This is a genomic window from Curtobacterium sp. NPDC090217 (assembly GCF_044746705.1).
GTDB lineage: Bacteria > Actinomycetota > Actinomycetes > Actinomycetales > Microbacteriaceae > Curtobacterium.
This window is the reverse complement of the sequence record NZ_JBIVCR010000002.1, coordinates 620,389-642,257: the sequence shown is the minus strand read 5'-3', so window position 1 is coordinate 642,257 and position 21,869 is coordinate 620,389. Positions and strand designations below refer to the sequence as shown.

Genomic DNA, 21,869 nt, shown 5'->3' with positions numbered 1-21,869 from the left:
CAACCGACCCGAGACCACCCGGCCGGGCCGTCCCGGAGAGCCCTGGCGACGCGCCCGGGCAGCGACGACGGAGCACATCTCCCAGATGACCGACACCGAACCGAAGCCCCAGCACGACGTCCTCATCGTCACCGGGATGTCCGGTGCGGGCAGGTCGACCGTCGGCAAGGCCCTCGAGGACCTCGACTGGTACGTCGTCGACAACCTGCCGACCCAGATGCTCGGTCCGCTGACCGATCTCGCCGACCGGGCGGGGGAGAAGATCCCGAAGCTCGCCGCGGTGGTCGACGTGCGTGGCGGGCGGCACTTCACCGACCCCGAAGCCGCCGTCGAGCAGCTGCGTGCGAGCACCTCCGCACGGGTGCGCGTGCTGTTCCTCGAGGCGACGGACCAGGTGCTCGTCCGACGGTTCGAGCAGGTCCGCCGACCGCACCCGCTGCAGGGCGAGGACACGCTGCTGGACGGCATCGCCCGTGAGCGCCAGCGACTCCTCGGTCTCCGAGAGGCGTCGGACGTGATCATCGACACCTCGGACCTCAACATCCACCAGCTCGCGAACACCGTCATCGAGAAGTTCGCCGAGGACCGCTTCACGGGTGTTCAGGTGACGCTGATGAGCTTCGGGTTCAAGTACGGGCTGCCGCCGGACGCGGACATGGTCGCCGACGTGCGGTTCCTCCCGAACCCGTACTGGGTGCCGGAACTCCGGCCGCACACGGGCCTCGACGAGCCCGTTTCCGACTACGTCCTGGCCCAGTCCGGTGCCCGTCCGTTCGTGGACCGGTACGCCGCCGTACTGGAGCCCGTCCTGGACGGCTACCAGCGCGAGAACAAAAGACACGCTACGATCGCCATCGGCTGTACCGGCGGGAAGCACCGCTCGGTCGCCATCGTCGCCGAGTTGGCGAGTCTCCTCCGTGGGATGCCCAACGTCGCCGTGCGTGTGAAGAACCGAGATCTCGGCCGGGAGTGACCGTCCCACCGGCCGCTCCACACGGCTGCGCCACCGGGACCGACGAGCCCCACCACCAGAAACGTTAGGAATGATGCTGTGCCGTTGACTGCCGAGGTCAAGGACGAACTGGCCAGGGTCGTCGTGGGCCGCAACACGGTCCGTGCCGCCGAGCTCGCGACCGTGCTGCGCTTCGCGGGCGGGCTGCACGTGATCTCCGGCCGCATCGCCGTCGAGGTCGAGCTCGACACCCGGATCATCGTGCACCGTGTCCGCAAGGACCTCGCCGAGCTCTACGGCGTCCGTAGCGAGGCCTCGGTGGGCTCCTCGGCGTCCGCTCGGCGTGGCACCCGCTACCTGGTCCGCGTGCTCGAGGCCGGGGAGACCCTCGCACGCCAGACCGGGCTGATGGACGCCCGCCGTCGTCCGGTCCGCGGGCTGCCGAACCGGCTGACCACCGGGAACCGCGAGGACCTCGCCGCGATCTGGCGCGGTGCGTTCCTCGCCGCCGGCACCCTGACCGACCCGGGTCGCGCCGCAGCGCTCGAGGTGACCTGCCCCGGCAACGAGGCGGCGATGGCCCTGGTGGGAGCCGCGTCGCGTCTCGGGATCGCCGCGAAGGGCCGTGAGGTCCGCGGGGTGCACCGCGTCGTCATCCGCGACGGCGAGGCCATCGGGCAGATGCTCACGGTGATGGGTGCAGCGCGCACCACCGCCGAGTGGGAGGAGATGCGCCAGCGCCGGGAGGTCCGCGCGACCGCCAACCGCCTGGTGAACTTCGACGACGCGAACCTCCGCCGCTCGGCCCAGGCCGCGGTCGCGGCGTGCGCACGGGTCGAGCGCGCGCTCGAGATCCTCGGCGACGAGGTCCCCGACCACCTGCAGTACGCCGGGTCCCTGCGGCTCGCACACCGGGACGCGTCGCTCGACGAACTCGGCCAGCACGCCGACCCGCCCATGACGAAGGACGCCATCGCCGGCCGCATCCGCCGCCTCCTCGCGATGGCCGACAAGCGTGCCGCGGAACTCGACATCCCGGGCACCGAGGCCAGCGTCCCCGAGGAGCTCGAGGGCGCCTGAGGCCCCCTCGTCCGACCCGTCCCGGCGTGGCGCTTCCTGGACGTCACACGGGCGGGCGCTGATGCTCCGACTGCTAGGGTCGTTACGGCGACGTTACGGGGCGTATCGTCACCACACGCGGGCCCGACGAGGGCTCGCGACTCCGAAAGCAGCGCCCCCTGGGCGCTCCACACCCAACAGGAGATCCATTGACCGTCAAGATCGGCATCAACGGCTTCGGCCGCATCGGCCGTAACTTCTTCCGGGCCGCCCTCGCCAAGGGCAGCGACCTCGAGATCGTGGCGGTGAACGACCTCACCGACAACGCCGCGCTGGCGAACCTGCTGAAGTTCGACTCCATCACGGGCCGTCTCGGCGTCTCCGTCGAGCTCGACGGCGACAACATCGTCGTCGACGGCAAGCCGATCAAGGTCCTCGCGGAGCGCGACCCCGCCAACCTCCCCTGGGGCGAGCTGGGCGTCGACATCGTCATCGAGTCGACCGGGTTCTTCACCAAGGCCGCCGACGCGCAGAAGCACATCGACGCCGGCGCCAAGAAGGTCATCATCTCCGCCCCGGCCACGGGTGACGACGTCACCATCGTGCTCGGTGTGAACGAGGACCAGTACGACCCGGCGAACCACAACATCATCTCGAACGCCTCGTGCACCACGAACAGCCTCGCGCCGCTCGCCAAGGTGTTCAACGACAAGTTCGGCATCGAGCGCGGTCTCATGACCACGGTCCACGCCTACACCGCCGACCAGAACCTCCAGGACGGCCCGCACAAGGACCCGCGTCGCGCCCGCGCTGCAGCCCTCAACATCGTGCCGACCTCGACCGGTGCCGCCAAGGCCATCGGCCAGGTCATGCCGGAGCTCGCCGGCAAGCTCGACGGCTTCGCCCTCCGCGTGCCGGTCCCGACCGGGTCGATCACCGACCTGACGCTCGAGACCAAGGCCGAGGCCACCGTCGACGAGATCAACGCCGCGTACAAGGAGGCCGCTGAGGGCCCCCTCAAGGGCATCCTGCTCTACAGCGAGGACCCGCTGGTGTCGACCGACATCACGACGGACCCGCACTCGTCGATCTACGACTCCGGCCTGACCAAGGTCATCGGCGGTCTCGTGAAGATCACGTCGTGGTACGACAACGAGTGGGGCTACTCGAACCGCCTCGTCGACCTGACCGAGTTCGTGGGCGAGCGACTCTGAGCATGACCCTCCGCACCCTCGAGGACCTCGGCGACCTCGCCGGCAAGCGTGTCGTCGTCCGCTGTGACCTGAACGTCCCGCTCAAGGACGGCGTGATCACGGACGACGGCCGCGTGCGGGCGTCGCTCGCGACGCTCGACACGCTCATCAACGCCGGCGCGCGCGTCATCGTCATCTCCCACCTCGGCCGTCCCGATGGGTCGCCGGCGCCGGAGTACTCGCTGGCCCCGGTGGCCCAGCGCCTCTCCGAGCTGCTCGGGAAAGAGGTGACGTTCGTCGGCGAGACCGTCGGCGACGACGCCACCGCGGCCGCCGAGGCCCTCGGGGACGGCGACGTCCTGCTGCTCGAGAACCTCCGCTTCAACCCGGAGGAGACCTCGAAGGACGCCGCCGTGCGCGGTGGCTTCGCGGACCGCATCGCCGCCATGGCCGACGCCTTCGTGTCGGACGGCTTCGGCGTCGTGCACCGCAAGCAGGCCTCCGTGTACGAGCTCGCCTCCGCGCTGCCCTCGGCAGCCGGTGAGCTCATCGAGACCGAACTCCGCGTGCTCGAGCGTCTGACCACGAACCCGGAGCGCCCCTACACGGTGGTGCTCGGCGGCTCGAAGGTCAGCGACAAGCTCGGCGTGATCGACCACCTGCTCCCGCAGGTGGACACGCTGTGCATCGGTGGCGGGATGCTCTTCACCTTCCTCGCAGCGCAGGGCCACGGTGTCGCCAAGTCCCTGCTCGAGCAGGACCAGCTCGACGTCGTGCGCTCCTACCTGACCAAGGCCGACGAGCTGGGCGTGACGATCGACCTGCCGACCGACGTCGTCGTGGCGTCCGGCTTCTCCGCAGACGCCGACCACGAGACGGTCGCCGCCGATGCCATCGAGTCCTCCTCGTTCGGCACCGACGGCATCGGCCTGGACATCGGCCCGGAGACCGCGGCGCGGTTCGCGTCGGCGGTGTCCGGTTCGAAGACCGTGTTCTGGAACGGGCCGATGGGCGTGTTCGAGTTCCCGGCCTTCGCCGCGGGCACGAAGACCGTCGCGCAGGCGCTCACCGAGGTCGACGGGCTCGGGGTCGTCGGCGGTGGCGACTCCGCTGCTGCCGTCCGGTCCCTCGGGTTCTCGGACGACCAGTTCGGGCACATCTCGACCGGCGGCGGCGCGAGCCTCGAGTTCCTCGAGGGCAAGTCGCTCCCCGGTCTCGAAGCACTGGGGTGGACCCGATGACGCGGACTCCTTTCATCGCCGGCAACTGGAAGATGAACCTGGACCACCTCCAGGCCATCGCCACCGTGCAGAAGCTCGCGTGGACGCTGAAGGACGCGCGCCACGACTTCGACGACGTCGAGGTCGCGGTGTTCCCGCCCTTCACGGACCTCCGCAGCGTGCAGACGCTCATCTCGGCGGACAAGCTCCCGATCCGCTTCGGTGCGCAGGACCTCTCCCAGCACGACTCCGGCGCCTACACGGGCGACGTCTCCGGCGCGTTCCTCGCTGCCCTCGACGCCGCGTACGTGATCGTCGGGCACTCCGAACGTCGCACCGTCCACGGTGAGACCGACGAGATCGTCGCCGCGAAGACCGCCGCCGCCGTCAAGCACGGACTCGTGCCGGTCGTCTGCGTCGGGGAGACCGGCGAGCAGCGCGAGAGCCGCGGAGCCGGTGTCGTGCCGGTCGAGCAGCTCCAGGTCGTGCTCGACGCGGTCAAGCCGTCCGAGATCGTCGTCGCGTACGAGCCGGTCTGGGCGATCGGCTCCGGCCAGGCGGCCACGGCTGAGCAGGCGCAGGACGAGTGCGCAGCACTCCGTCGCGGGATCGCCGCGGCGTGGGGCGACGAGGCTGCTGCCGAGACCCGCGTGCTCTACGGCGGCTCCGTGAAGTCGGGCAACATCGCGGGCTTCCTGCGCGAGCCCGACGTCGACGGCGCGCTCGTCGGTGGGGCGTCGCTCGACGTCCAGGAGTTCGCGGCCATCGCGCGCTTCCGCCAGCACGTCGGCCTCTGACACACCGTTCCGTCCGGGGTACCGGCCGAGCCCAGCTCGGCCGGTATACTCGTACGGCTGACTGACACGAAAGGTACGTCGTGGCGATTCTCTCCGTCGTGCTGCAGGTGCTCCTCGCTATCACGAGTCTCCTGCTCACGCTCCTCATCCTCCTGCACAAGGGCCGCGGTGGCGGTCTCTCCGACATGTTCGGCGGTGGTGTGACGAGCAACCTCGGGGCGTCCGGCGTGGCCGAGCGCAACCTCAACCGGATCACGGTGATCCTCGGTCTCCTCTGGATCGTGTCGATCATCGTGCTCGGGCTCATCAACAAGTTCACGGCGGGGAGCTGATCCATGGCAACCGGAGGCAGTGCAATCCGGGGTTCGCGCGTCGGCGCGGGCCCGATGGGGGAGCAGGACCGCGGGGTCCAGGCAGAGCGTGTGGCGATCTCGTACTGGGACGCCCTCGGCAACGAGGTCGTGCGGTACTTCTCCGCCACCCTGCCGGACGAGGAGATCCCCGAGACGGTCGACTCGCCGTCCACCGGGCTCCCGGCTGGTCGTGACAAGGAGAACCCGCCGCAGGTCACGAAGACCGAGCCGTACAAGACCCACCTCGCGTACGTGAAGGAACGCCGCACCGAAGAGGAAGCCGAGCAGCTCCTCGAGGACGCGCTCCAGCAGCTCCGGCAGCGTCGCGGTACCGCGAAGTAGCACCAGACGTCACGAAGGCCCCCGCACTCCGGTGCGGGGGCCTTCGTCGTGTCGCAGCACACTCGCGAGGCTCTGCGAGGCTCTGCGAGGCTCTGCGAGTGGTCACAACACCCCGCCCGCGTGCCGCCGACCGGTCGGAACGTGTCGCTCGGGGCCTCGTCGGGCGACTGTTCGTGACCGCTCGGCGGACGTGAGCGGGGTGTTGTGACCGGTCGGCGGGCCTGCCGTGCCGGCACGGCCCGCGTCGCGGCATCCCGCACCACACGGAAGACGGGAGGCACGGTGCCAGCTGGCACCGTGCCTCCCGTCCGGAAGTGCGCGCGTCAGTACGTCGACGCGATCAGGTTCTCCGGGACGTCACGTGCGGCGTCCTGGTCCACGAAGAACACCGTACGCTTGCGGCCCTGCACGCCGCCGACGGGGACCTCGTCCACCGAGGCACCGGCGAGGGCGAGTCCGAGCACGGACGCCTTCTCGGCACCGGAGAGGATCACCCAGACCCGCTGCGACGCGTTGATCGCCGGGTAGGTCAGGGTGAGCCGCTGCGGCGGCGGCTTGGGGGAGTCGTCGACCGACAGCACGACGCGGTCGGTGACGGTGAGCTGCGGGAACTCCGGGAAGAGCGACGCCGTGTGCCCGTCCGGACCGACACCGAGCAGCGTGATGTCGAACTTCGGCGCGATGGCCGAGTCGGGCGCAGCAGCCTGGAGCTCGCGCTCGTACCGCGTCGCTGCTTCGTCGATGGTCAGGCCGGCGTCCGATGCCGCCATCGGGTGGATGTTCTCCGCCGGGATCGCGACGTGGTCGAAGAAGTCCGTCTGCGTGCCGGTGATGTTGCGGTCCGCGTCACCCTCCGGCACCCAGCGCTCGTCGACCCACCACACGTGCACCTTCGACCAGTCGACGCTCTCGCGCGCCGGGGACTGCCCGATGGCTGCGAGGACCAGGGACGACACCGAACCACCGCTGATCGCGATGTCGGCACGCTCCTGCTCGTCGAGCACGTCGATGATCTTCGTGATGAACCGTGCGGCGACGGAGGCGCCGAGGGCCTGCTTGTCCGGGTGCACCAGCACCCGCCGTTCGTTGGTCACGTGACTCCCGTGTTCGTGGTGCGGCCACCTGATGTGACCGCCGTCGGTCCGGCCGGCCGGTCCCCGTCGTGACGACGGCGGCAGACCGACCGGACCGCTGTGGAGCTGATCAGCCCGCGACGGAATCGCGGAGCTGGGCCACCCCGTGCTTGACGACGTCTCCGAAGAGGACGTCGGGGTCGAGTCTACGGAGTTCCTCGGCCAGGCAGTCGCGCAGGTTGCGGCGTGGCAGCGACAGATCGTGCGTCGGCTGGCCGGGCATCGACAGGGTCGCGACGTCGACCAGGGAACGCTCGAGCTCGATCGTCCCGCTCTCGCGCACCAGCGAGACGCCGTGGATGCCGCTCGACCCGGTCGCGCGCGGCGACGTGACGACGGACACGGGGACCTGGAGCTGCAGCCGCAACCACGCGGCGAGGAGGATCGTCGACGGGCTGTCGCTCGCCCCCGAGACCTCGACGCCGGTGATCGGCTCGTACGGCGGCTGGTCGAGCGCCGCGGCGAGCTGGTTCCGCCACAGGGTCAGGCGGGTCCACGCGAAGTCGGTGTCACCCGGCACGTAGGACGCTCCGAGCGCCGCGATCGCGATGCTCGGGTCCTTCTGGGCAGCGGCATCCGTGATCCGGCGCTGCGCGATGCGACCGAGCGAGGACTCGGACGGCTTCGACGGTGCGATGCCGGGCCACCAGGCGACGACGGGCGCGTCCGGCAGCAGGAGGCCGGTGACCAGGCTCTCCTCGTCGGTGGCCGTCTCGCCGTAGGCGCGGAGCACGATGACCTCGCTCGCGCCGGCGTCGCTCCCCACGCGGATCTGGGCGTCGAGGCGACCGGGCGAGTGGATGTCGCCGTCGTTCTTCGACACGATGATCACGCGCATCGGGTGCTCGCGCGATGCCTCGTTCGCGGCCGCGATCGCCTCTTCCTCGTGGCCGAGAGCCGTCGAGATGATGAGCGTCAGGACACGACCGAGTGCGACGGCGCCGCCCTCTTCGCGGATGTGGACCAGGGTCTTCTGGATCTTCGAGACCGTGGTGTTCGGCAGATCGATCTTCATGGACGCCTCCAGGTCCGGCCGTCGCGGGCGAGCAGGTCGTCGGCCGAAGCCGGACCCCACGTGCCGGGACGGTACTGCTCGGGCTGGCCCTGCGTGGCCCAGAACTCCTCGATCGGGTCGAGGATCTTCCAGGACAGCTCGACCTCCTGGTGCCGCGGGAAGAGCGGCGGGTCACCGAGGAGCACGTCGAGGATGAGTCGCTCGTACGCCTCCGGCGATGCCTCGGTGAACGCGTGGCCGTAGCCGAAGTCCATCGTCACGTCGCGCACCTGGGTGCCGACGCCCGGGACCTTCGACCCGAAGCGCAGCGTCACGCCCTCGTCCGGCTGGACGCGGATGACGAGTGCGTTCTGGCCGAGCGGGGACTGCGGGATGCCGAACACGTCCTCGGGGACGCGCTTGAACACGATCGCGATCTCCGTGACGCGGCGGCCGAGGCGCTTGCCGGCGCGCAGGTAGAACGGGACGCCCTGCCACCGACGCGTGGCGATGTTCAGCTTGATGGCCGCGAACGTCTCCGTGCCGGACTCCGGGTTCATCCCCGCTTCTTCGAGGAAGCCGAGGACCTTCTCGCCGCCCTGCCAGCCGCCGGCGTACTGCCCGCGGGCGGTGGCGGTCGACAGGTCGTCCGGGAGCTCCACCGCGGAGAGCACCTTCTCCTTCTCGGCGCGGAGGTGACCGGCCTTGAACGAGACGGGCTCTTCCATCGCGGTGAGTGCGAGGAGCTGGAGCAGGTGGTTCTGGATGACGTCGCGCGCCGCGCCGATGCCGTCGTAGTACGCGGCACGTCCGGCGACGCCGATGTCCTCGGCCATCGTGATCTGCACGTGGTCGACGTAGTTCGAGTTCCAGATGGGTTCGTACATCTGGTTCGCGAACCGCAGCGTCAGGAGGTTCTGGACCGTCTCCTTGCCGAGGTAGTGGTCGATGCGGAACACGTCATCGGGAGCGAAGACGCTCTCGACGATCGCGTTCAGCTCGCGCGCGGTGCGGAGGTCGGAGCCGAACGGCTTCTCCACCACGACGCGACTCCAGGAACCGTCCCGCTTCTCGGTCAGGCCGGACAGCTTCAGCTGCTCGGTGACGACCGGGAACATCTTCGGGGGGATCGAGAGGTAGAACGCGTGGTTGCCGAGCGTCCCGCGTTCGGCGTCGAGTGCGTCGACCGTCTCCTTGAGCTGGACGAACGCGTCGGGGTCGTCGAAGGACCCCTGGACGAAGCGGATGCCCTGTTCGAGCTGCCGCCAGACGTCCTCGTCGAAGGGAGTACGCGAGTGCTCCTTGACCGCGTCGTGGACGAGCTGGGAGAAGTCTTGGTCCTCCCAGTCACGCCGAGCGAACCCGACCAGCGCGAATCCAGGAGGCAGGAGCCCCCGGTTCGCGAGGTCGTACACCGCGGGCATCAGCTTCTTGCGGGACAGGTCGCCCGTCACGCCGAAGATGATGAGGGTACTGGGACCCGCGATGCGGTTCAGTCGACGATCCGTGGGTAGCCGGAGCGGGTTGTGCTCCGGGGTGATCGCCACCGGTGACATGTGTCGGTGAACTCCTTTTGGTGTCAGGAACGTACTGCGGCCGTGAGCGCCTGTGCGAGCGCGGGAACATCCCGCGTCGACAGGGTCAGGACCGGGCGCCCGTGCTGCGCGAGGACGCTGGCGTCCCCCGCTGCCTGCGCCCGGATGAGCTGGCCGAAGGTGAAGGGGCGGCCGGGGACGTCGAGGTCTGCCTGGTCGTCGGAGACGATCTGCAGGAACACGCCGTTCGCGGGTCCGCCCTTGTGGTACTGCCCGGTCGAGTGGAGGAACCGGGGGCCGTACCCGAAGGTGACGGGACGGCCGGTGCGCGCCGCGAGCAGGTCGCGGATCGGCTCGAGGGACTGGCTCGTCGTGCGGTCGACGTACGCCTGGACGGCGACGTAGCCGCGGTCGCCGAGACCGGACAGGAGGCCGGTCACGGCCTGGGCGACGGTGGTGCCCGGTTCGAAGCCGGTTGCCGTCACCGCCGTGCCCGCTTCCTCGAAGGCGGGTTCCGGTCGTCGGGAGCCGTCGCCGGCTCCGCCGTCGAGCAGGGCTCGCGCGGCGGCCTTGGCGGCCTCGACGTCGGGCTGGTCGAAGGGGTTGATCCCCATAAGGCGTCCGGCCACCGCGACCGCGTACTCCCAGACCAGGATCTGGCCGCCGAGCGTGCCGTCGATCTCGGCCTCGTTCGGAGCCACGTGGCGTTCGGCCCCGCGCGACCCGACGATGCGGATGATCTGCATGTCCGCCGGGACGTTCGTGACCTCGGGGGAGTCCGGGGTGAGGACGACGGGCAGGAGCCCGAGCCCGTCCTTGCCGGTGGACTCGGCGAGGAGCTGTTCGATCCAGTCGCCGAACCCGACGATGTGGGTGCCGTCCGGGACGATGCCGATCTTCGACACGGTCGGATCGACGCTCATGAGGACCGCGCCGAGCACGAGCCCGGGGTTCTCGTCGGTGTCGACGGCGAGGAGCGCCGAGATGGCGTCGGCCTCGTCGAGGAGCTCCTGGATGTCCGCTCCGGCCAGACCGGACGGCACGAGGCCGAACGCGGTGAGTGCGGAGAACCGGCCGCCGACGTTCGGGTCGGCGGTGAACACCCGGTAGCCGGCGTCGCGAGCGGACGCCTCGAGCGGCGAACCAGGGTCGGTGACGACGACGATGCGCTGCGCGGGGTCGATCCCGGCATCGCGGAACGCCTGCTCGTACACCCGGCGCTGAGCGTCGGTCTCGATCGTGGAACCGGACTTCGACGAGACGACGAGGACGGTGCGCTCGAGGTCGTGCTCCACGGCGGCTCGGACCTGTGCCGGGTTCGTCGAGTCGAGGATCGTCAGCGGGACGCCGTACGTCCGCGTGATGACCTCAGGCGCGAGCGACGATCCCCCCATGCCGGCGAGCACGACGTGGTCGACTCCCTCGGCACGGAGGGAGTCGCGCAGGGCCTCGATCTGCGCCACGAGGAGGGTGGAGACCGAGACGGCCTCCACCCATCCGAGGCGCTCGGACGCCTCGGCCTCGGCTGCCGGACCCCAGAGCTCGGGGTCCTCCGCGGTGATCCCCGACGCGACCAGGTCGGCGACGAGCTGCGGGACCATCTTGTCGATGGCCCGCGCGGCGTCGCCGGTGGCTGCGATGGAGACCGTCACTTACTTGTTGGCGTTCTCGAGAGCGGTCTTGACGGTCTCGACGAGCTCACCCCAGGAGACGATGAACTTGTCGACGCCCTCCTTCTCGAGGAGCGCGACGACGTCGTCGTAGTCGATGCCGACCGCGGCGAGCTGGTCCATGACGCCGTTGGCGGCGTCGTAGGAGCCGGAGATCGCGTCACCGTGGACCTGGCCGTGGTCGAACGTGGCCTCGAGGGTCTTGCCCGGCATGGTGTTCACCGTGTGCGGGGCGGCGAGCTCGGTCACGTAGAGCGTGTCGGAGAGCGACGGGTCCTTGACACCGGTCGAGGCCCACAGCGGACGCTGGGTGTTGGCACCGGCCTCGAGGAGGCCCTTGGCGCGCTCGGAGTCGAACGCCTGCTCCCAGACCTGGTAGGCGAGCTGCGCGTTGGCGACGCCGGCCTTGGACTTGAGGGCCTTCGCCTCGTCCGAGCCGATCGCGTCGAGGCGCTTGTCGATCTCGGTGTCGACGCGCGACACGAAGAACGAGGCGACCGAGTGGATCTTCGAGAGGTCGTGGCCAGCGGCCTTCGCCTTCTCGAGGCCACCGAGGTAGGCGTCGATGACGGCGCGGTAGCGCTCGAGCGAGAAGATCAGGGTGACGTTGACGGAGATGCCGGCGCCGATGACCTCGGTGATCGCCTCGAGGCCCTCGAGCGTCGCGGGGATCTTGATGAGGACGTTCTCGCGGCCGACCTTCTCGTACAGGAACTTGGCCTGCTCGATGGTCTTCGCGGTGTCGTGGGCGAGGCCCGGCTCGACCTCGATCGAGACGCGGCCGTCGAAGCCCTTGGTGTCGTCGTAGATCGCCTTGAAGCGGTCCGACGCGTTCGCGACGTCCTGCGTGGTGATCGCGAAGATCGCGTCGGTGACCTCGGTGCCAGCGGCGGCGAGCTCCTTGACCTGCGAGTCGTAGCGCTCGCCCTTGGCGAGTGCCGACGCGAAGATCGTCGGGTTGGTGGTCACGCCGACGACGTTGCGGTCCTCGATGAGGCCGTCGAGACGGCCGGTCTCGAGGAGCTCGCGGGAGAGGTCGTCGAGCCAGATGCTCACGCCGACGGCGGAGAGCTCGGCGGTGGGGGTGGTGTCAGCCATGTGTTTCTCTTCTTCTTTCGTCGACCGGCCCGCGTCGCGGAGGTGATGCGGGCCCTGGTGTCGTGGTGTGGGGGCGGGAGGCGACTGGCGGAGCCGAGCCGGGCCTCCCGGAAGAAGGGCCGGATCCGGCGAACCGGACCCGGCCCATCAGGGTCAGGAAGCCGCGATGGATTCCTTCGCGGCGGCCACGACGTGCTCCGTCGTGAAGCCGAACTCCTTGAAGAGCGTCTGGTAGTCGGCCGACGCACCGAAGTGCTCGATCGAGACGCTGCGACCCTTGTCGCCGACGATGTCGCGCCAGCTCATCGCGATCCCGGCCTCGACCGAGACACGCGCGGTGACGTCCTTCGGCAGGACCTGGTCCTGGTAGTTCTCGCTCTGGGCGCGGAACCACTCGAGCGACGGGGCGCTCACGACGCGGGCGTTGATGCCCTCGGCCTTGAGCTGCTCACGTGCCTCGACCGCGATCTGCACCTCGGAGCCGGTCGCGATGAGGATGACGTCCGGGGTGCCGTTCGGCGCCTCGGCCAGGACGTACGCGCCCTTGCCGACGTTCTTCGCGGAGGCGAAGACCTCGCCGGACGCGTCACCGTCGCCACGCTCGAAGACGGGGAGGTTCTGGCGGCTCAGCGCGATGCCGGCCGGGCGGTCCTGGTGCCCCAGCATCTCGAGCCACGCGTACGCGACCTCGTTGGCGTCGGCCGGACGGACGACGTCGAGACCCGGGATCGCGCGGAGTGCGGAGAGCTGCTCGATCGGCTGGTGCGTCGGGCCGTCCTCACCGAGGGCGACGGAGTCGTGCGTCCAGACGTAGATCGCCGGCGCCTGCATGAGCGCGGCGAGACGGACGGCCGGGCGCATGTAGTCGCTGAAGATGAGGAACGTGCCGCCGAAGGGGCGGGTGTTCCCGTGCAGGACGATGCCGGACAGGATCGAGCCCATCGCGTGCTCGCGGATGCCGAAGTGCAGCACGCGGCCGTACGGGTCGGTGCTCCAGGCCTTGGTGGCCGCGTCGAGCGGGCCGAAGGACTTGGCGCCCTCGATCGTGGTGAGGTTCGACTCCGCGAGGTCCGCGGAACCGCCCCAGAACTCGGGCATCAGCGGCGCGATGGCGTTGATGACCTTGCCGGACGCGGCACGGGTGGAGACGGCCTTGTCGGTCGGGAACTCCGGCAGCGCTGCCTCGAGGCCCTCGGGGAGGGTCTTCGACATGACGCGGTCGAACAGTTCCTTCTGCTCCGGGTGGGACTCGGCCCACGCGTCGAAGGTCTTCTGCCACTCGGCGTGCTGTGCCTGGCCCTTGGCGATCGCGCCACGGGTGTACTCGAGGACCTCGGGGTCGACGTGGAAGGTCTGCTCGGGGTCGAAGCCGAGGACCTCCTTGAGGCCCTTGATCTCCTCGGCGCCGAGCGCCGAGCCGTGGATCTTGCCGGAGTTCTGCTTGGTCGGCGACGGCCAGCCGATGATCGTCTTGAGGACGATGAGCGACGGCTTGTTCGTCTCGGCCTTGGCGGCCTCGATCGCGGCGTACAGGGACTCGACGTCCTCGGTGTACTCGCCGGTCTTCTTCCAGTCGACGGTCTGGACATGCCAGCCGAGGGCCTCGTAGCGGTCCGGGACGCTCTCCGAGAAGGAGATGTCGGTGTCGTCCTCGATCGAGATCTGGTTCGAGTCGTAGAAGACGACCAGGCGACCGAGCTGCTGACGGCCCGCGAGGCTCGCTGCCTCGTTGGTGACGCCTTCCTGCATGTCGCCGTCACCGGCGATCACGTAGGTGAAGTGGTCGAAGGGCGACTGGCCCTCGCCGGCTTCTGCGTCGAAGAGGCCGCGCTCGTAGCGCTGCGCGTAGCCGAAGCCCACGGCGGACGCGAGGCCCTGGCCGAGCGGGCCGGTGGTGATCTCGACACCGTCGGTGTGGCCGTACTCCGGGTGACCCGGGGTCTTGGAGCCCCACTTGCGGAGGTGCTGGAGGTCCTCGAGCTCGAGGCCGTAGCCGTGCAGGTAGAACTGCACGTACTGGAGGATCGATGCGTGTCCAGCGGAGAGGATGAACCGGTCACGGCCGATCCACGTGGAGTCGCTCGGGTCGCGGTGCATCACCTTCTGGAAGAGGAGGTGTGCGAGCGGCGCGAGGCTCATCGCGGTGCCGGGGTGACCGTTGCCGGCGGCCTCGACCGCATCGGCGGCGAGAACGCGGGCCGTGTCGACGGCCTTCCGGTCGATGGCGTCCCAGGTGAATTCAGCCACTTGGATGTTGACCCTTCTGTAGCGACATGTGCGAGGGCTCGTGCCATCGCACGGACATGGTTCCCATCCCGGGGCTCCGTCGTGTCGCCGTCACCGGCGGCCGACCGGCGCATTTCGCGGCCGGCTTCGTCGGGGCACACTGCGGGAGGGCGTCTCCAGCATAGTGACCCGCCACTCAGAAGGGGTTCAGGTGACCCCCGATGTTCATGGACGCGGTCCTCGCGCGTTGCCGCTCCGGGCGTGTCGCCCGCTGTTCCGCGGTTCTGCGGCGGTCTCGGGACGCATCTCGTCGACTTCTTAACCGGATGGGGAGCGGGGCATCGTCGCGGCGCTTCCATCCCGTAAACTGTCGATGACCCGTGAACATTCCGGGTCAGCGCATGCCCGGACGCCGATGGCGTCGTCCACCGAGCGTGCGAGCTGAAGCGAACAGACTGAGGTCCCCTTGCCGACTGCCACCGTGACCAGGCCCGACACCGAGCGTCGCTCGACGCTGTCCCGCAAGGTCCGAGCGTACGTCTCGCTGACGAAGCCGCGTGTGATGGAGCTGCTGCTCGTCACGACGGCGCCGACGATGTTCCTCGCCGAGCGCGGGGTGCCGAACCTGTGGCTGGTCTTCTGGACGCTGCTGGGTGGCGCGATGTCGGCCGGGTCGGCGTCGGCGTTCAACTGCTACATCGACCGCGACATCGACCGCCTCATGAAGCGGACCAGCACGCGGCCGCTCGTCACCGGCGAGCTCTCGGATCGTGAAGCCCTGGTGTTCTCGTGGGTGCTCGCGATCGGGTCGACCGCGGTCCTCGGGTTCCTGGTCAACTGGCTCGCCGCAGCGCTCAGCGTCGCCGCGATCCTGATCTACGTCTTCGTCTACACGCTGTGGCTCAAGCGCCGCACGCCGCAGAACATCGTCTGGGGCGGATCAGCCGGTTGCATGCCCGTGCTCATCGGCTGGGCGGCCGTCACGGGGTCGCTGACCTGGGCGCCCGTGATCCTGTTCATGGTGATCTTCCTCTGGACCCCGCCGCACTACTGGCCGCTGTCGATGAAGTACCGCGACGACTACGACGCCGCCGACGTGCCGATGCTCGCCGTCGTCCGGGGCCGCACGGTCGTCGGTCTGCAGGTCGTGCTGTACGCGTGGGCGACGCTCGTCTGCTCGCTGCTGCTCATCCCGGTCGCACACATGGGGCCGCTCTACACGGTCGTCGCGCTCGCGGGCGGTGTGTGGTTCGTCGTGGAGTCGCACAAGCTCTACAACCGGGCGATCCAGCACGTGGAGCAGGTCCAGCCGATGCGGGTCTTCCACAGTTCGATCACCTACCTGACGCTGCTCTTCATCGCGGTGGGCATCGACCCCCTGCTCCCGCAGGTCTTCACCTTCTAGGGCGCGCTGCGGCCCCGGGGCTGGCGCGGGTGCGCCGCCGCGGGCGTGCTGCCGCGGGCGGCCGTTTCCCGCGTGGGAAGTCGAAACGCGCGTAGGTGGTCGGGTTTTCCGACCACCTACGCGCGTTTCTGCTTTCGATCACGCCCGTTGTGGGCGGGAACGGGCGGAGCGGTCGGAGCAGTCGGACGGGAGGCTCGTGGCGGGCCCGCCACGAGCCTCCCGTCCGACCGTGACCGGCGCGTGACGCAGCGTCCCCTGGGTGCGTGTGTCCGGATGCGAAAGCGACAGTGTCCGCCCGGATCCCGGGCGGACACTGTCGCTTTCGCGGGTGGCGGGGTGGCGGGTGGCGGGTGGCGGCTGGGGGTCAGCGGGGCAGGGGCTCCCGGACCGCCTGGCGGCCGCCCGATGCCCGCGTGGACAGGGTCACGACGGTGACGGCACCGACGAGCAGGCCGGCGAGGACCATGTGCGTGCCGACCAGCCCGACCGGCAGCCCGGTGCGGGCCTGGGTCAGGCCGACGGCGATCTGCACGAACTCCACGACGAGCAGGACGAGCGCCCACCGGCTGGAGAGGTGCAACCGCACGGCACCGACGACGAGCACCAGGGTCAGCGCGAAGAGGACGTACGCCGGGACCGCGTGCACGTGCTGGAGGATCGCCGGGTCGAGCCCCGTGCGGTGCAGGCGGCCGCCGTCGACCGCTTCGTCCGCGCCGGCGTGTGGGCCGCTGCCCGTGGTCAGGATGCCGATGAGGACCGTGACGGCGGTGGCGGCGATCGTCCCCCGGACGACGCCGACGTACGAGCCGGGGACCAGCCGCGACGCGGTGCGAGGCCCGTTCATCGACCGGTACACGAGCGTGGCCGTCACCGCCGTCAGGAGCGTCGACACGACGAAGTGCAGCCCGACGACGTAGGGGTTCAGGTTCGTGAGGACGCTCAGGCCGCCGATGACCGCCTGCACGGGGATCGCTGCGCCCTGGGCGAACGCGAGCCAGAACAACTCGGGGCGGGTTCGACGCATCCGGACGACCAGCAGGAACATCGCGATGGCCACGACCACGAGCACGAAGGTCAGCAGACGGTTGCCGAACTCGATGATCCCGTGCACGCCCATCTCCGGCGTCGACACGAGCGAGTCGGCGGTGCATCGGGGCCAGGTCGGGCATCCGAGGCCGGACGCGGTGAGGCGGACGAGCCCACCCGTGCCGATCAGGACGACCTCGACGACGAACGACGCCCAGGCGAGGACGACCACCCGCTGGTCGACGACGCGGGGGAGGGACCACCACCTGGTCCGGGTCTCCTGGCCGACGGGGGATCCGACGCGTGTCACGAGGGTGGTGCCTTCCTGTTGTTCCGTGCAGTGAACCTGTAGGATTCGAGGGTTCAGCAGCAGTCAAGTCTAGGCAGGCGCCGGCTCCGAATGGGCCGAGATCGCCGATCATGCCCAGGACTGCGTGGAACCATGACGTTGCGAGGTAGCAGCACCGTGATCGCCCTGTCGGCGGTTCGCGATGGAATGGCGCCCGACGCCGACCGGTTGGAACCGGAAGCTGCCACGAGAAGGAAACGAGGAGACCATGTCCGACGTGCTCATCGACCGTCCAGAACTCGAAGGGCTCGGCCAGTACGAATTCGGCTGGTCCGACTCCGACTCCGCCGGTGCCTCGGCACGTCGCGGGATCTCAGAAGAGGTCGTCACCGACATCTCGAACCTCAAGAACGAGCCCGAGTGGATGCTGAAGAACCGGCTCAAGGGCCTGCAGCTCTTCGGCCGGAAGCCCATGCCGACGTGGGGTGCCGACCTGACGGGCATCGACTTCGACAACATCAAGTACTTCGTGCGCTCCACGGAGAAGCAGGCGCAGTCGTGGGAGGACCTCCCCGAGGACATCCGTGCCACCTACGAGAAGCTCGGCATCCCCGAGGCGGAGCGCCAGCGCCTCGTCGCCGGCGTCGCCGCGCAGTACGAGTCCGAGGTGGTCTACCACCAGATCCGCGAGGACCTGGAGCAGCAGGGTGTCATCTTCATGGACACCGACACGGCCCTCCGCGAGCACCCCGAGATCTTCGAGGAGTACTTCGGCACCGTGATCCCGGCCGGCGACAACAAGTTCGCCGCGTTGAACACGGCCGTGTGGTCCGGCGGCTCGTTCGTCTACGTCCCGAAGGGCGTCCACGTCGAGATCCCGCTGCAGGCCTACTTCCGGATCAACACCGAGAACATGGGCCAGTTCGAGCGGACGCTGATCATCGCGGACGAGGACTCGTACGTCCACTACATCGAGGGCTGCACGGCCCCGATCTACAAGTCGGACTCCCTGCACTCGGCCGTCGTCGAGATCATCGTGAAGAAGAACGCCCGCGTGCGCTACACGACGATCCAGAACTGGTCGAACAACGTCTACAACCTCGTCACCAAGCGTGCCATCGCGCACGAGGGCGCCACGATGGAGTGGATCGACGGCAACATCGGGTCGAAGGTCACGATGAAGTACCCGTCGATCTACCTCGCCGGCGAGCACGCCAAGGGCGAGACGCTCTCGGTCGCCTTCGCGGGCCCCGGCCAGCACCAGGACGCCGGCGCGAAGATGATCCACATGGCGCCGTACACGACGTCCTCGATCGTCTCGAAGTCGATCGCCCGTGGCGGCGGCCGTGCCGGGTACCGCGGCGAGGTCCGGGTCGACCCGAACGCGCACCACGCGGCCAACACGGTCCGCTGCGACGCGCTCCTCGTCGACACGATCAGCCGGTCGGACACGTACCCGGCGATCGACATCCGTGTGGACGACGTCCAGCTCGGGCACGAGGCGACGGTGTCGCGCGTGAGCGAAGAGCAGCTGTTCTACCTCATGTCCCGCGGCATGGCAGAAGACGAGGCGATGGCGATGATCGTCCGCGGCTTCATCGAGCCGATCGCCCGCGAACTCCCGATGGAGTACGCACTCGAACTCAACAAGCTCATCGAGATGAGCATGGAAGGATCCGTCGGCTAGATGTCCAGCCCCACCCAGACACCCCGCATCGACCAGCCGATCGAGCCTGCGTCCGCCACGGTCCAACACGGCGCGAAGGCGCACTCCGACGGCGGATGGGACTCCAAGGTCCCCGTCCAGACCCGTTCGGCGCGCCCGCAGTCGGGCGACATCGACGACTTCCCGACGGTCACCGGCCGAGAGGTCAACTGGAAGTTCGCGCCGCTCGACAAGCTCGCACCGCTCCTCGCGGGTGGGCTCGACGGCTCCGCGTACCCGTTCCTGGCGACGGAGACCGACGGCGCCGACGTGGAGTGGGGTCGCAGTGACGACCCCCGCGTCGGCACGGCGGGCCTCCCGGAGGACCGGGCGGCCGCCGCTGCCTGGACTGCTCGTGACGCCGTCCTCGCCGTGACGATCAAGGCGACCGAGTCCTACGAGTCGATCACCATCACCCGCTCGGACTTCGGCACGCAGCCCCGCGCTGCGCACACCGTCGTCACGGCCGAGCCGAACGCGCAGGGCATCGTCGTCATCGACAACCGCGGTTCGGCGCTCCTCAGCGAGAACATCGAGATCGTCGTCGGCGACAACGCCCGCCTGACGGTCGTGTCGCTGCAGGACTGGGCCGACGACACCGTCCACGTGTCGACGCAGTTCGCCGAGGTCGGCCGCGACGCCTTCCTCAAGCACGTCGTGGTCTCGCTCGGGGGCGACGTCGTCCGGGTCAACCCGTCGACGCACCTGGGTGCCCAGGGCGCCGACACCGAGATGTACGGCGTGTACTTCGCCGATGCGGGTCAGTACATCGAGCAGCAGGTCTACGTGAACCACGACGCGCCGAACACGCGCGGTCGGGTCAACTACAAGGGGGCGCTGCAGGGCCAGGGTGCGCACACCGTCTGGATCGGCGACGTGCTCATCGGCCGCGCCGGCGACGACACCGACTCCTACGAGCAGAACCGCAACCTCGTGCTGACCGACGGCACCCGCGCGGACAGCATCCCGAACCTCGAGATCGAGACGGGCAACATCCAGGGCGCCGGGCACGCGAGTGCGACCGGTCGGTTCGACGACGAGCAGCTGTTCTACCTGCAGGCCCGCGGCATCCCGGAAGAAGAAGCACGCCGACTCGTCGTGCTCGGCTTCCTCGTCGAGGTCATCCAGAAGATCGGCGCCCCCGAGCTCGAGGAACGCCTCATCGCCGCCGTCGAGCAGGAGCTCGCCGAGGGACGGACCGTGCTCGTCGCGCCGTCGGCCGAGGCGGACGGCTCGGACGCCTGATGGCCGAGAAGGTCTGCGCCGAGGGCGACATCGCGGTGGACAGCCCGATGCGCGTCGTCGTCGACGGCACCGCTGTGGCGATCGTGAAGGACTCCGCGGGCACGGTGCACGCCATCGGTGACACGTGCACGCACGGGGACATCTCCCTCGCCGAGGGCTTCGTCGAGGGCGACTCGCTCGAGTGCTGGGCGCACGGATCCCGCTTCTCGCTCACCACCGGCAAGCCGCAGAACTTCCCCGCGTACGAGCCCGTCCCGGTCTTCCGTGTCGAGGTCCGCGACGGCGACGTCTACGTCGACGTGCACGACCCCGTCCCCGTCGACTAGGGACCCCAACTCTTCCCCGCGGCTGACGCCGCGACCCAGCTGCAACCGAAGGAACGCAATGTCCACTCTCGAAATCCGCGACCTGCAGGTCTCGATCGACACCGACCAGGGTGTCAAGGAAATCCTCAAGGGCGTCGACCTCACCATCAACGAGGGCGAGATCCACGCGATCATGGGGCCGAACGGCTCGGGCAAGTCCACCCTCGCCTACACGATCGCCGGCCACCCGCGCTACAACGTCGTCGGTGGCTCGATCACCCTCGACGGCGAGGACGTCCTCGCGATGAGCGTCGACGAGCGTGCCCGCGCCGGCATGTTCCTCGCGATGCAGTACCCGGTGGAGATCCCGGGCGTCACCGTCTCGAACTTCCTCCGCACCGCCAAGACCGCGATCGACGGCGAGGCTCCCGCCCTCCGCACCTGGGTGAAGGACCTCCGTCAGTCGATGGCCGACCTCAAGATGGACTCGGCCTTCGCCGAGCGGAACGTCAACGAGGGCTTCTCCGGCGGCGAGAAGAAGCGCCACGAGATCATGCAGCTGGAGCTCCTCAAGCCGAAGTTCGCCGTCCTCGACGAGACCGACTCCGGGCTCGACGTCGACGCGCTGAAGATCGTCTCCGAGGGCGTCAACCGCGCGAAGGCCGCCACGGGCCTCGGCGTGCTGCTCATCACGCACTACACGCGCATCCTGCGCTACATCAAGCCGGACTTCGTGCACGTGTTCGTCGCGGGCAAGGTCGCCGAGCAGGGCGGCCCCGAGCTCGCGGACCGGCTCGAGAACGAGGGCTACGACCGCTACGTGCAGGCCGCAGCCGCAGCCGAGGCGCACTGACCATGATCACCGCACTCGCACCGGAGAAGTTCGACGAGGTCGTCGAGGGCCTCAAGGAGGTCCAGGACCCGGAGCTCGGCGTCAACATCGTCGACCTCGGGCTCATCTACGACCTCGCCTGGGACGACGAGGCGACCGCCCTGATCATCAGCATGACGCTGACGAGCGCGGGCTGCCCCCTGACCGACGTCATCGAGGGCGACACCGCGAACGCGCTCGACGGCATCGTCGACGCGTTCCGCATCAACTGGGTCTGGATGCCGCCGTGGGGTCCGGAGCGGATCACCGACGACGGGCGCGAGATGATGCGCGCGCTCGGCTTCTCGATCTAGTCGCGACCACACACAGACGGGAGGCGGGGGGGGCGCGGGGCCCCCCCCCCCCCCCGGGGGGGGGGGGGGCGGGGGGGCGGGGGCGCCCCCCGGGTTAGTTTAGGTTTGTACCTCGGAAAGGGTGGCGGGCAGTGGGG

At 69.3% G+C, this 21,869-nt stretch carries 20 protein-coding genes; 13 read left to right on the top strand and 7 right to left on the bottom strand.

Features of this window, described 5'->3' with window-relative positions:
• The first annotated feature begins 85 nt into the window (after positions 1–85).
• The 7 genes from rapZ to ACIPJ2_RS10740 all read left to right on the top strand — a co-directional run bounded on the left by rapZ (position 86) and on the right by ACIPJ2_RS10740 (position 5,916).
• Positions 86–973 carry an RNase adapter RapZ gene (gene rapZ, locus ACIPJ2_RS10770; RefSeq protein WP_281264656.1) on the top strand — a complete coding sequence of 296 codons (888 nt, stop codon included), beginning with the start codon at positions 86–88 and terminating at the stop codon, positions 971–973.
• Between the two features lie 78 nt (positions 974–1,051).
• The gene (gene whiA, locus ACIPJ2_RS10765; RefSeq protein WP_281264655.1) at positions 1,052–2,032 is read left to right on the top strand and encodes a DNA-binding protein WhiA; all 981 of its coding nucleotides are present in this window, start codon (positions 1,052–1,054) and stop codon (positions 2,030–2,032) included.
• Between the two features lie 188 nt (positions 2,033–2,220).
• The gene (gap, locus tag ACIPJ2_RS10760) at positions 2,221–3,225 is read left to right on the top strand and encodes a type I glyceraldehyde-3-phosphate dehydrogenase (protein WP_402728807.1); all 1,005 of its coding nucleotides are present in this window, start codon (positions 2,221–2,223) and stop codon (positions 3,223–3,225) included.
• A gap of 2 nt (positions 3,226–3,227) precedes the next feature.
• Positions 3,228–4,445: a phosphoglycerate kinase gene (locus ACIPJ2_RS10755; RefSeq protein ID WP_402728806.1), complete on the top strand. Its 1,218-nt coding sequence runs from the start codon at positions 3,228–3,230 to the stop codon at positions 4,443–4,445.
• Entirely contained in the window at positions 4,442–5,221 is a 780-nt protein-coding gene (gene tpiA / locus ACIPJ2_RS10750; protein WP_402728805.1) for a triose-phosphate isomerase, read from the top strand. The genes ACIPJ2_RS10755 and tpiA overlap by 4 nt, the downstream gene beginning before the upstream one ends.
• Before the next feature lie 80 nt (positions 5,222–5,301).
• Positions 5,302–5,553, top strand: a complete 252-nt coding sequence (gene secG, locus ACIPJ2_RS10745) for a preprotein translocase subunit SecG (protein WP_056124375.1) — start codon at positions 5,302–5,304, stop codon at positions 5,551–5,553.
• Positions 5,554–5,556: 3 nt separating this feature from the next.
• Positions 5,557–5,916 (top strand): RNA polymerase-binding protein RbpA, encoded by a 360-nt coding sequence (locus tag ACIPJ2_RS10740; RefSeq protein WP_281264651.1) that lies wholly within the window; start codon positions 5,557–5,559, stop codon positions 5,914–5,916.
• A gap of 323 nt (positions 5,917–6,239) precedes the next feature.
• On the opposite strand, the gene pgl is transcribed toward ACIPJ2_RS10740, so the two are convergent.
• The 6 genes from pgl to tkt form a co-directional block, all read right to left on the bottom strand.
• Positions 6,240–7,010: a 6-phosphogluconolactonase gene (gene pgl / locus ACIPJ2_RS10735; protein ID WP_402728804.1), complete on the bottom strand. Its 771-nt coding sequence runs from the start codon at positions 7,008–7,010 to the stop codon at positions 6,240–6,242.
• 109 nt (positions 7,011–7,119) lie between these two features.
• Positions 7,120–8,064 carry a glucose-6-phosphate dehydrogenase assembly protein OpcA gene (locus tag ACIPJ2_RS10730; protein WP_281264649.1) on the bottom strand — a complete coding sequence of 315 codons (945 nt, stop codon included), beginning with the start codon at positions 8,062–8,064 and terminating at the stop codon, positions 7,120–7,122.
• The gene (gene zwf / locus ACIPJ2_RS10725) at positions 8,061–9,599 is read right to left on the bottom strand and encodes a glucose-6-phosphate dehydrogenase (RefSeq protein WP_281264648.1); all 1,539 of its coding nucleotides are present in this window, start codon (positions 9,597–9,599) and stop codon (positions 8,061–8,063) included. The genes ACIPJ2_RS10730 and zwf overlap by 4 nt, the downstream gene beginning before the upstream one ends.
• 23 nt (positions 9,600–9,622) lie before the next feature.
• On the bottom strand, positions 9,623–11,230 hold the full coding sequence (locus ACIPJ2_RS10720; protein ID WP_402728803.1) for a glucose-6-phosphate isomerase: 1,608 nt from the start codon (positions 11,228–11,230) through the stop codon (positions 9,623–9,625).
• The gene (tal, locus tag ACIPJ2_RS10715) at positions 11,231–12,346 is read right to left on the bottom strand and encodes a transaldolase (RefSeq protein WP_402728802.1); all 1,116 of its coding nucleotides are present in this window, start codon (positions 12,344–12,346) and stop codon (positions 11,231–11,233) included. It lies immediately after the preceding gene.
• A 153-nt stretch (positions 12,347–12,499) separates the two neighbouring features.
• Complete coding sequence (gene tkt, locus ACIPJ2_RS10710) at positions 12,500–14,593, bottom strand: transketolase (RefSeq protein WP_402728801.1); 2,094 nt, start codon at positions 14,591–14,593, stop codon at positions 12,500–12,502.
• A 460-nt stretch (positions 14,594–15,053) separates the two neighbouring features.
• Between tkt and ACIPJ2_RS10705 the strand changes: the two genes are divergently transcribed.
• Entirely contained in the window at positions 15,054–15,977 is a 924-nt protein-coding gene (locus ACIPJ2_RS10705; RefSeq protein ID WP_402728800.1) for a heme o synthase, read from the top strand.
• Positions 15,978–16,341: 364 nt separating this feature from the next.
• Here ACIPJ2_RS10705 and ACIPJ2_RS10700 read toward each other — a convergent pair whose 3' ends face one another.
• A complete protein-coding gene (locus tag ACIPJ2_RS10700) occupies positions 16,342–17,313 on the bottom strand; it encodes a heme A synthase (RefSeq protein ID WP_402728799.1) in 972 nt (323 codons plus the stop codon).
• 247 nt (positions 17,314–17,560) lie between these two features.
• Here ACIPJ2_RS10700 and sufB point away from each other — a divergent pair, with 247 nt between their 5' ends.
• Genes sufB through ACIPJ2_RS10675 form a run of 5 tightly spaced genes read left to right on the top strand, consistent with a single transcriptional unit; the run spans position 17,561 to position 21,732 of the window.
• On the top strand, positions 17,561–18,979 hold the full coding sequence (gene sufB, locus ACIPJ2_RS10695; protein ID WP_402728798.1) for a Fe-S cluster assembly protein SufB: 1,419 nt from the start codon (positions 17,561–17,563) through the stop codon (positions 18,977–18,979).
• The gene (sufD, locus tag ACIPJ2_RS10690; RefSeq protein ID WP_402728797.1) at positions 18,980–20,242 is read left to right on the top strand and encodes a Fe-S cluster assembly protein SufD; all 1,263 of its coding nucleotides are present in this window, start codon (positions 18,980–18,982) and stop codon (positions 20,240–20,242) included. It begins immediately after the preceding gene.
• Complete coding sequence (locus tag ACIPJ2_RS10685; RefSeq protein ID WP_281264640.1) at positions 20,242–20,568, top strand: non-heme iron oxygenase ferredoxin subunit; 327 nt, start codon at positions 20,242–20,244, stop codon at positions 20,566–20,568. The genes sufD and ACIPJ2_RS10685 overlap by 1 nt, the downstream gene beginning before the upstream one ends.
• A 58-nt stretch (positions 20,569–20,626) precedes the next feature.
• Positions 20,627–21,400 (top strand): Fe-S cluster assembly ATPase SufC, encoded by a 774-nt coding sequence (gene sufC, locus ACIPJ2_RS10680; protein ID WP_281264639.1) that lies wholly within the window; start codon positions 20,627–20,629, stop codon positions 21,398–21,400.
• A gap of 2 nt (positions 21,401–21,402) precedes the next feature.
• Positions 21,403–21,732, top strand: coding sequence for a metal-sulfur cluster assembly factor (locus ACIPJ2_RS10675; protein WP_071300728.1), 330 nt, complete (start codon positions 21,403–21,405; stop codon positions 21,730–21,732).
• The last annotated feature ends 137 nt before the right edge of the window (positions 21,733–21,869 follow it).

Excerpts from the sequence above, each read along its gene's own strand:
- rapZ (WP_281264656.1), top strand. The coding sequence starts at position 86 with ATGACCGACACCGAACCGAAGCCCCAGCACGACGTCCTCATCGTCACC.
- ACIPJ2_RS10755 (WP_402728806.1), top strand. The coding sequence starts at position 3,228 with ATGACCCTCCGCACCCTCGAGGACCTCGGCGACCTCGCCGGCAAGCGT.
- tpiA (WP_402728805.1), top strand. The coding sequence starts at position 4,442 with ATGACGCGGACTCCTTTCATCGCCGGCAACTGGAAGATGAACCTGGAC.
- ACIPJ2_RS10740 (WP_281264651.1), top strand. The coding sequence starts at position 5,557 with ATGGCAACCGGAGGCAGTGCAATCCGGGGTTCGCGCGTCGGCGCGGGC.
- ACIPJ2_RS10730 (WP_281264649.1), bottom strand. The coding sequence starts at position 8,064 with ATGAAGATCGATCTGCCGAACACCACGGTCTCGAAGATCCAGAAGACC.
- zwf (WP_281264648.1), bottom strand. The coding sequence starts at position 9,599 with ATGTCACCGGTGGCGATCACCCCGGAGCACAACCCGCTCCGGCTACCC.
- tal (WP_402728802.1), bottom strand. The coding sequence starts at position 12,346 with ATGGCTGACACCACCCCCACCGCCGAGCTCTCCGCCGTCGGCGTGAGC.
- sufB (WP_402728798.1), top strand. The coding sequence starts at position 17,561 with ATGTCCGACGTGCTCATCGACCGTCCAGAACTCGAAGGGCTCGGCCAG.
- sufD (WP_402728797.1), top strand. The coding sequence starts at position 18,980 with ATGTCCAGCCCCACCCAGACACCCCGCATCGACCAGCCGATCGAGCCT.
- ACIPJ2_RS10685 (WP_281264640.1), top strand. The coding sequence starts at position 20,242 with ATGGCCGAGAAGGTCTGCGCCGAGGGCGACATCGCGGTGGACAGCCCG.
- sufC (WP_281264639.1), top strand. The coding sequence starts at position 20,627 with ATGTCCACTCTCGAAATCCGCGACCTGCAGGTCTCGATCGACACCGAC.
- ACIPJ2_RS10675 (WP_071300728.1), top strand. The coding sequence starts at position 21,403 with ATGATCACCGCACTCGCACCGGAGAAGTTCGACGAGGTCGTCGAGGGC.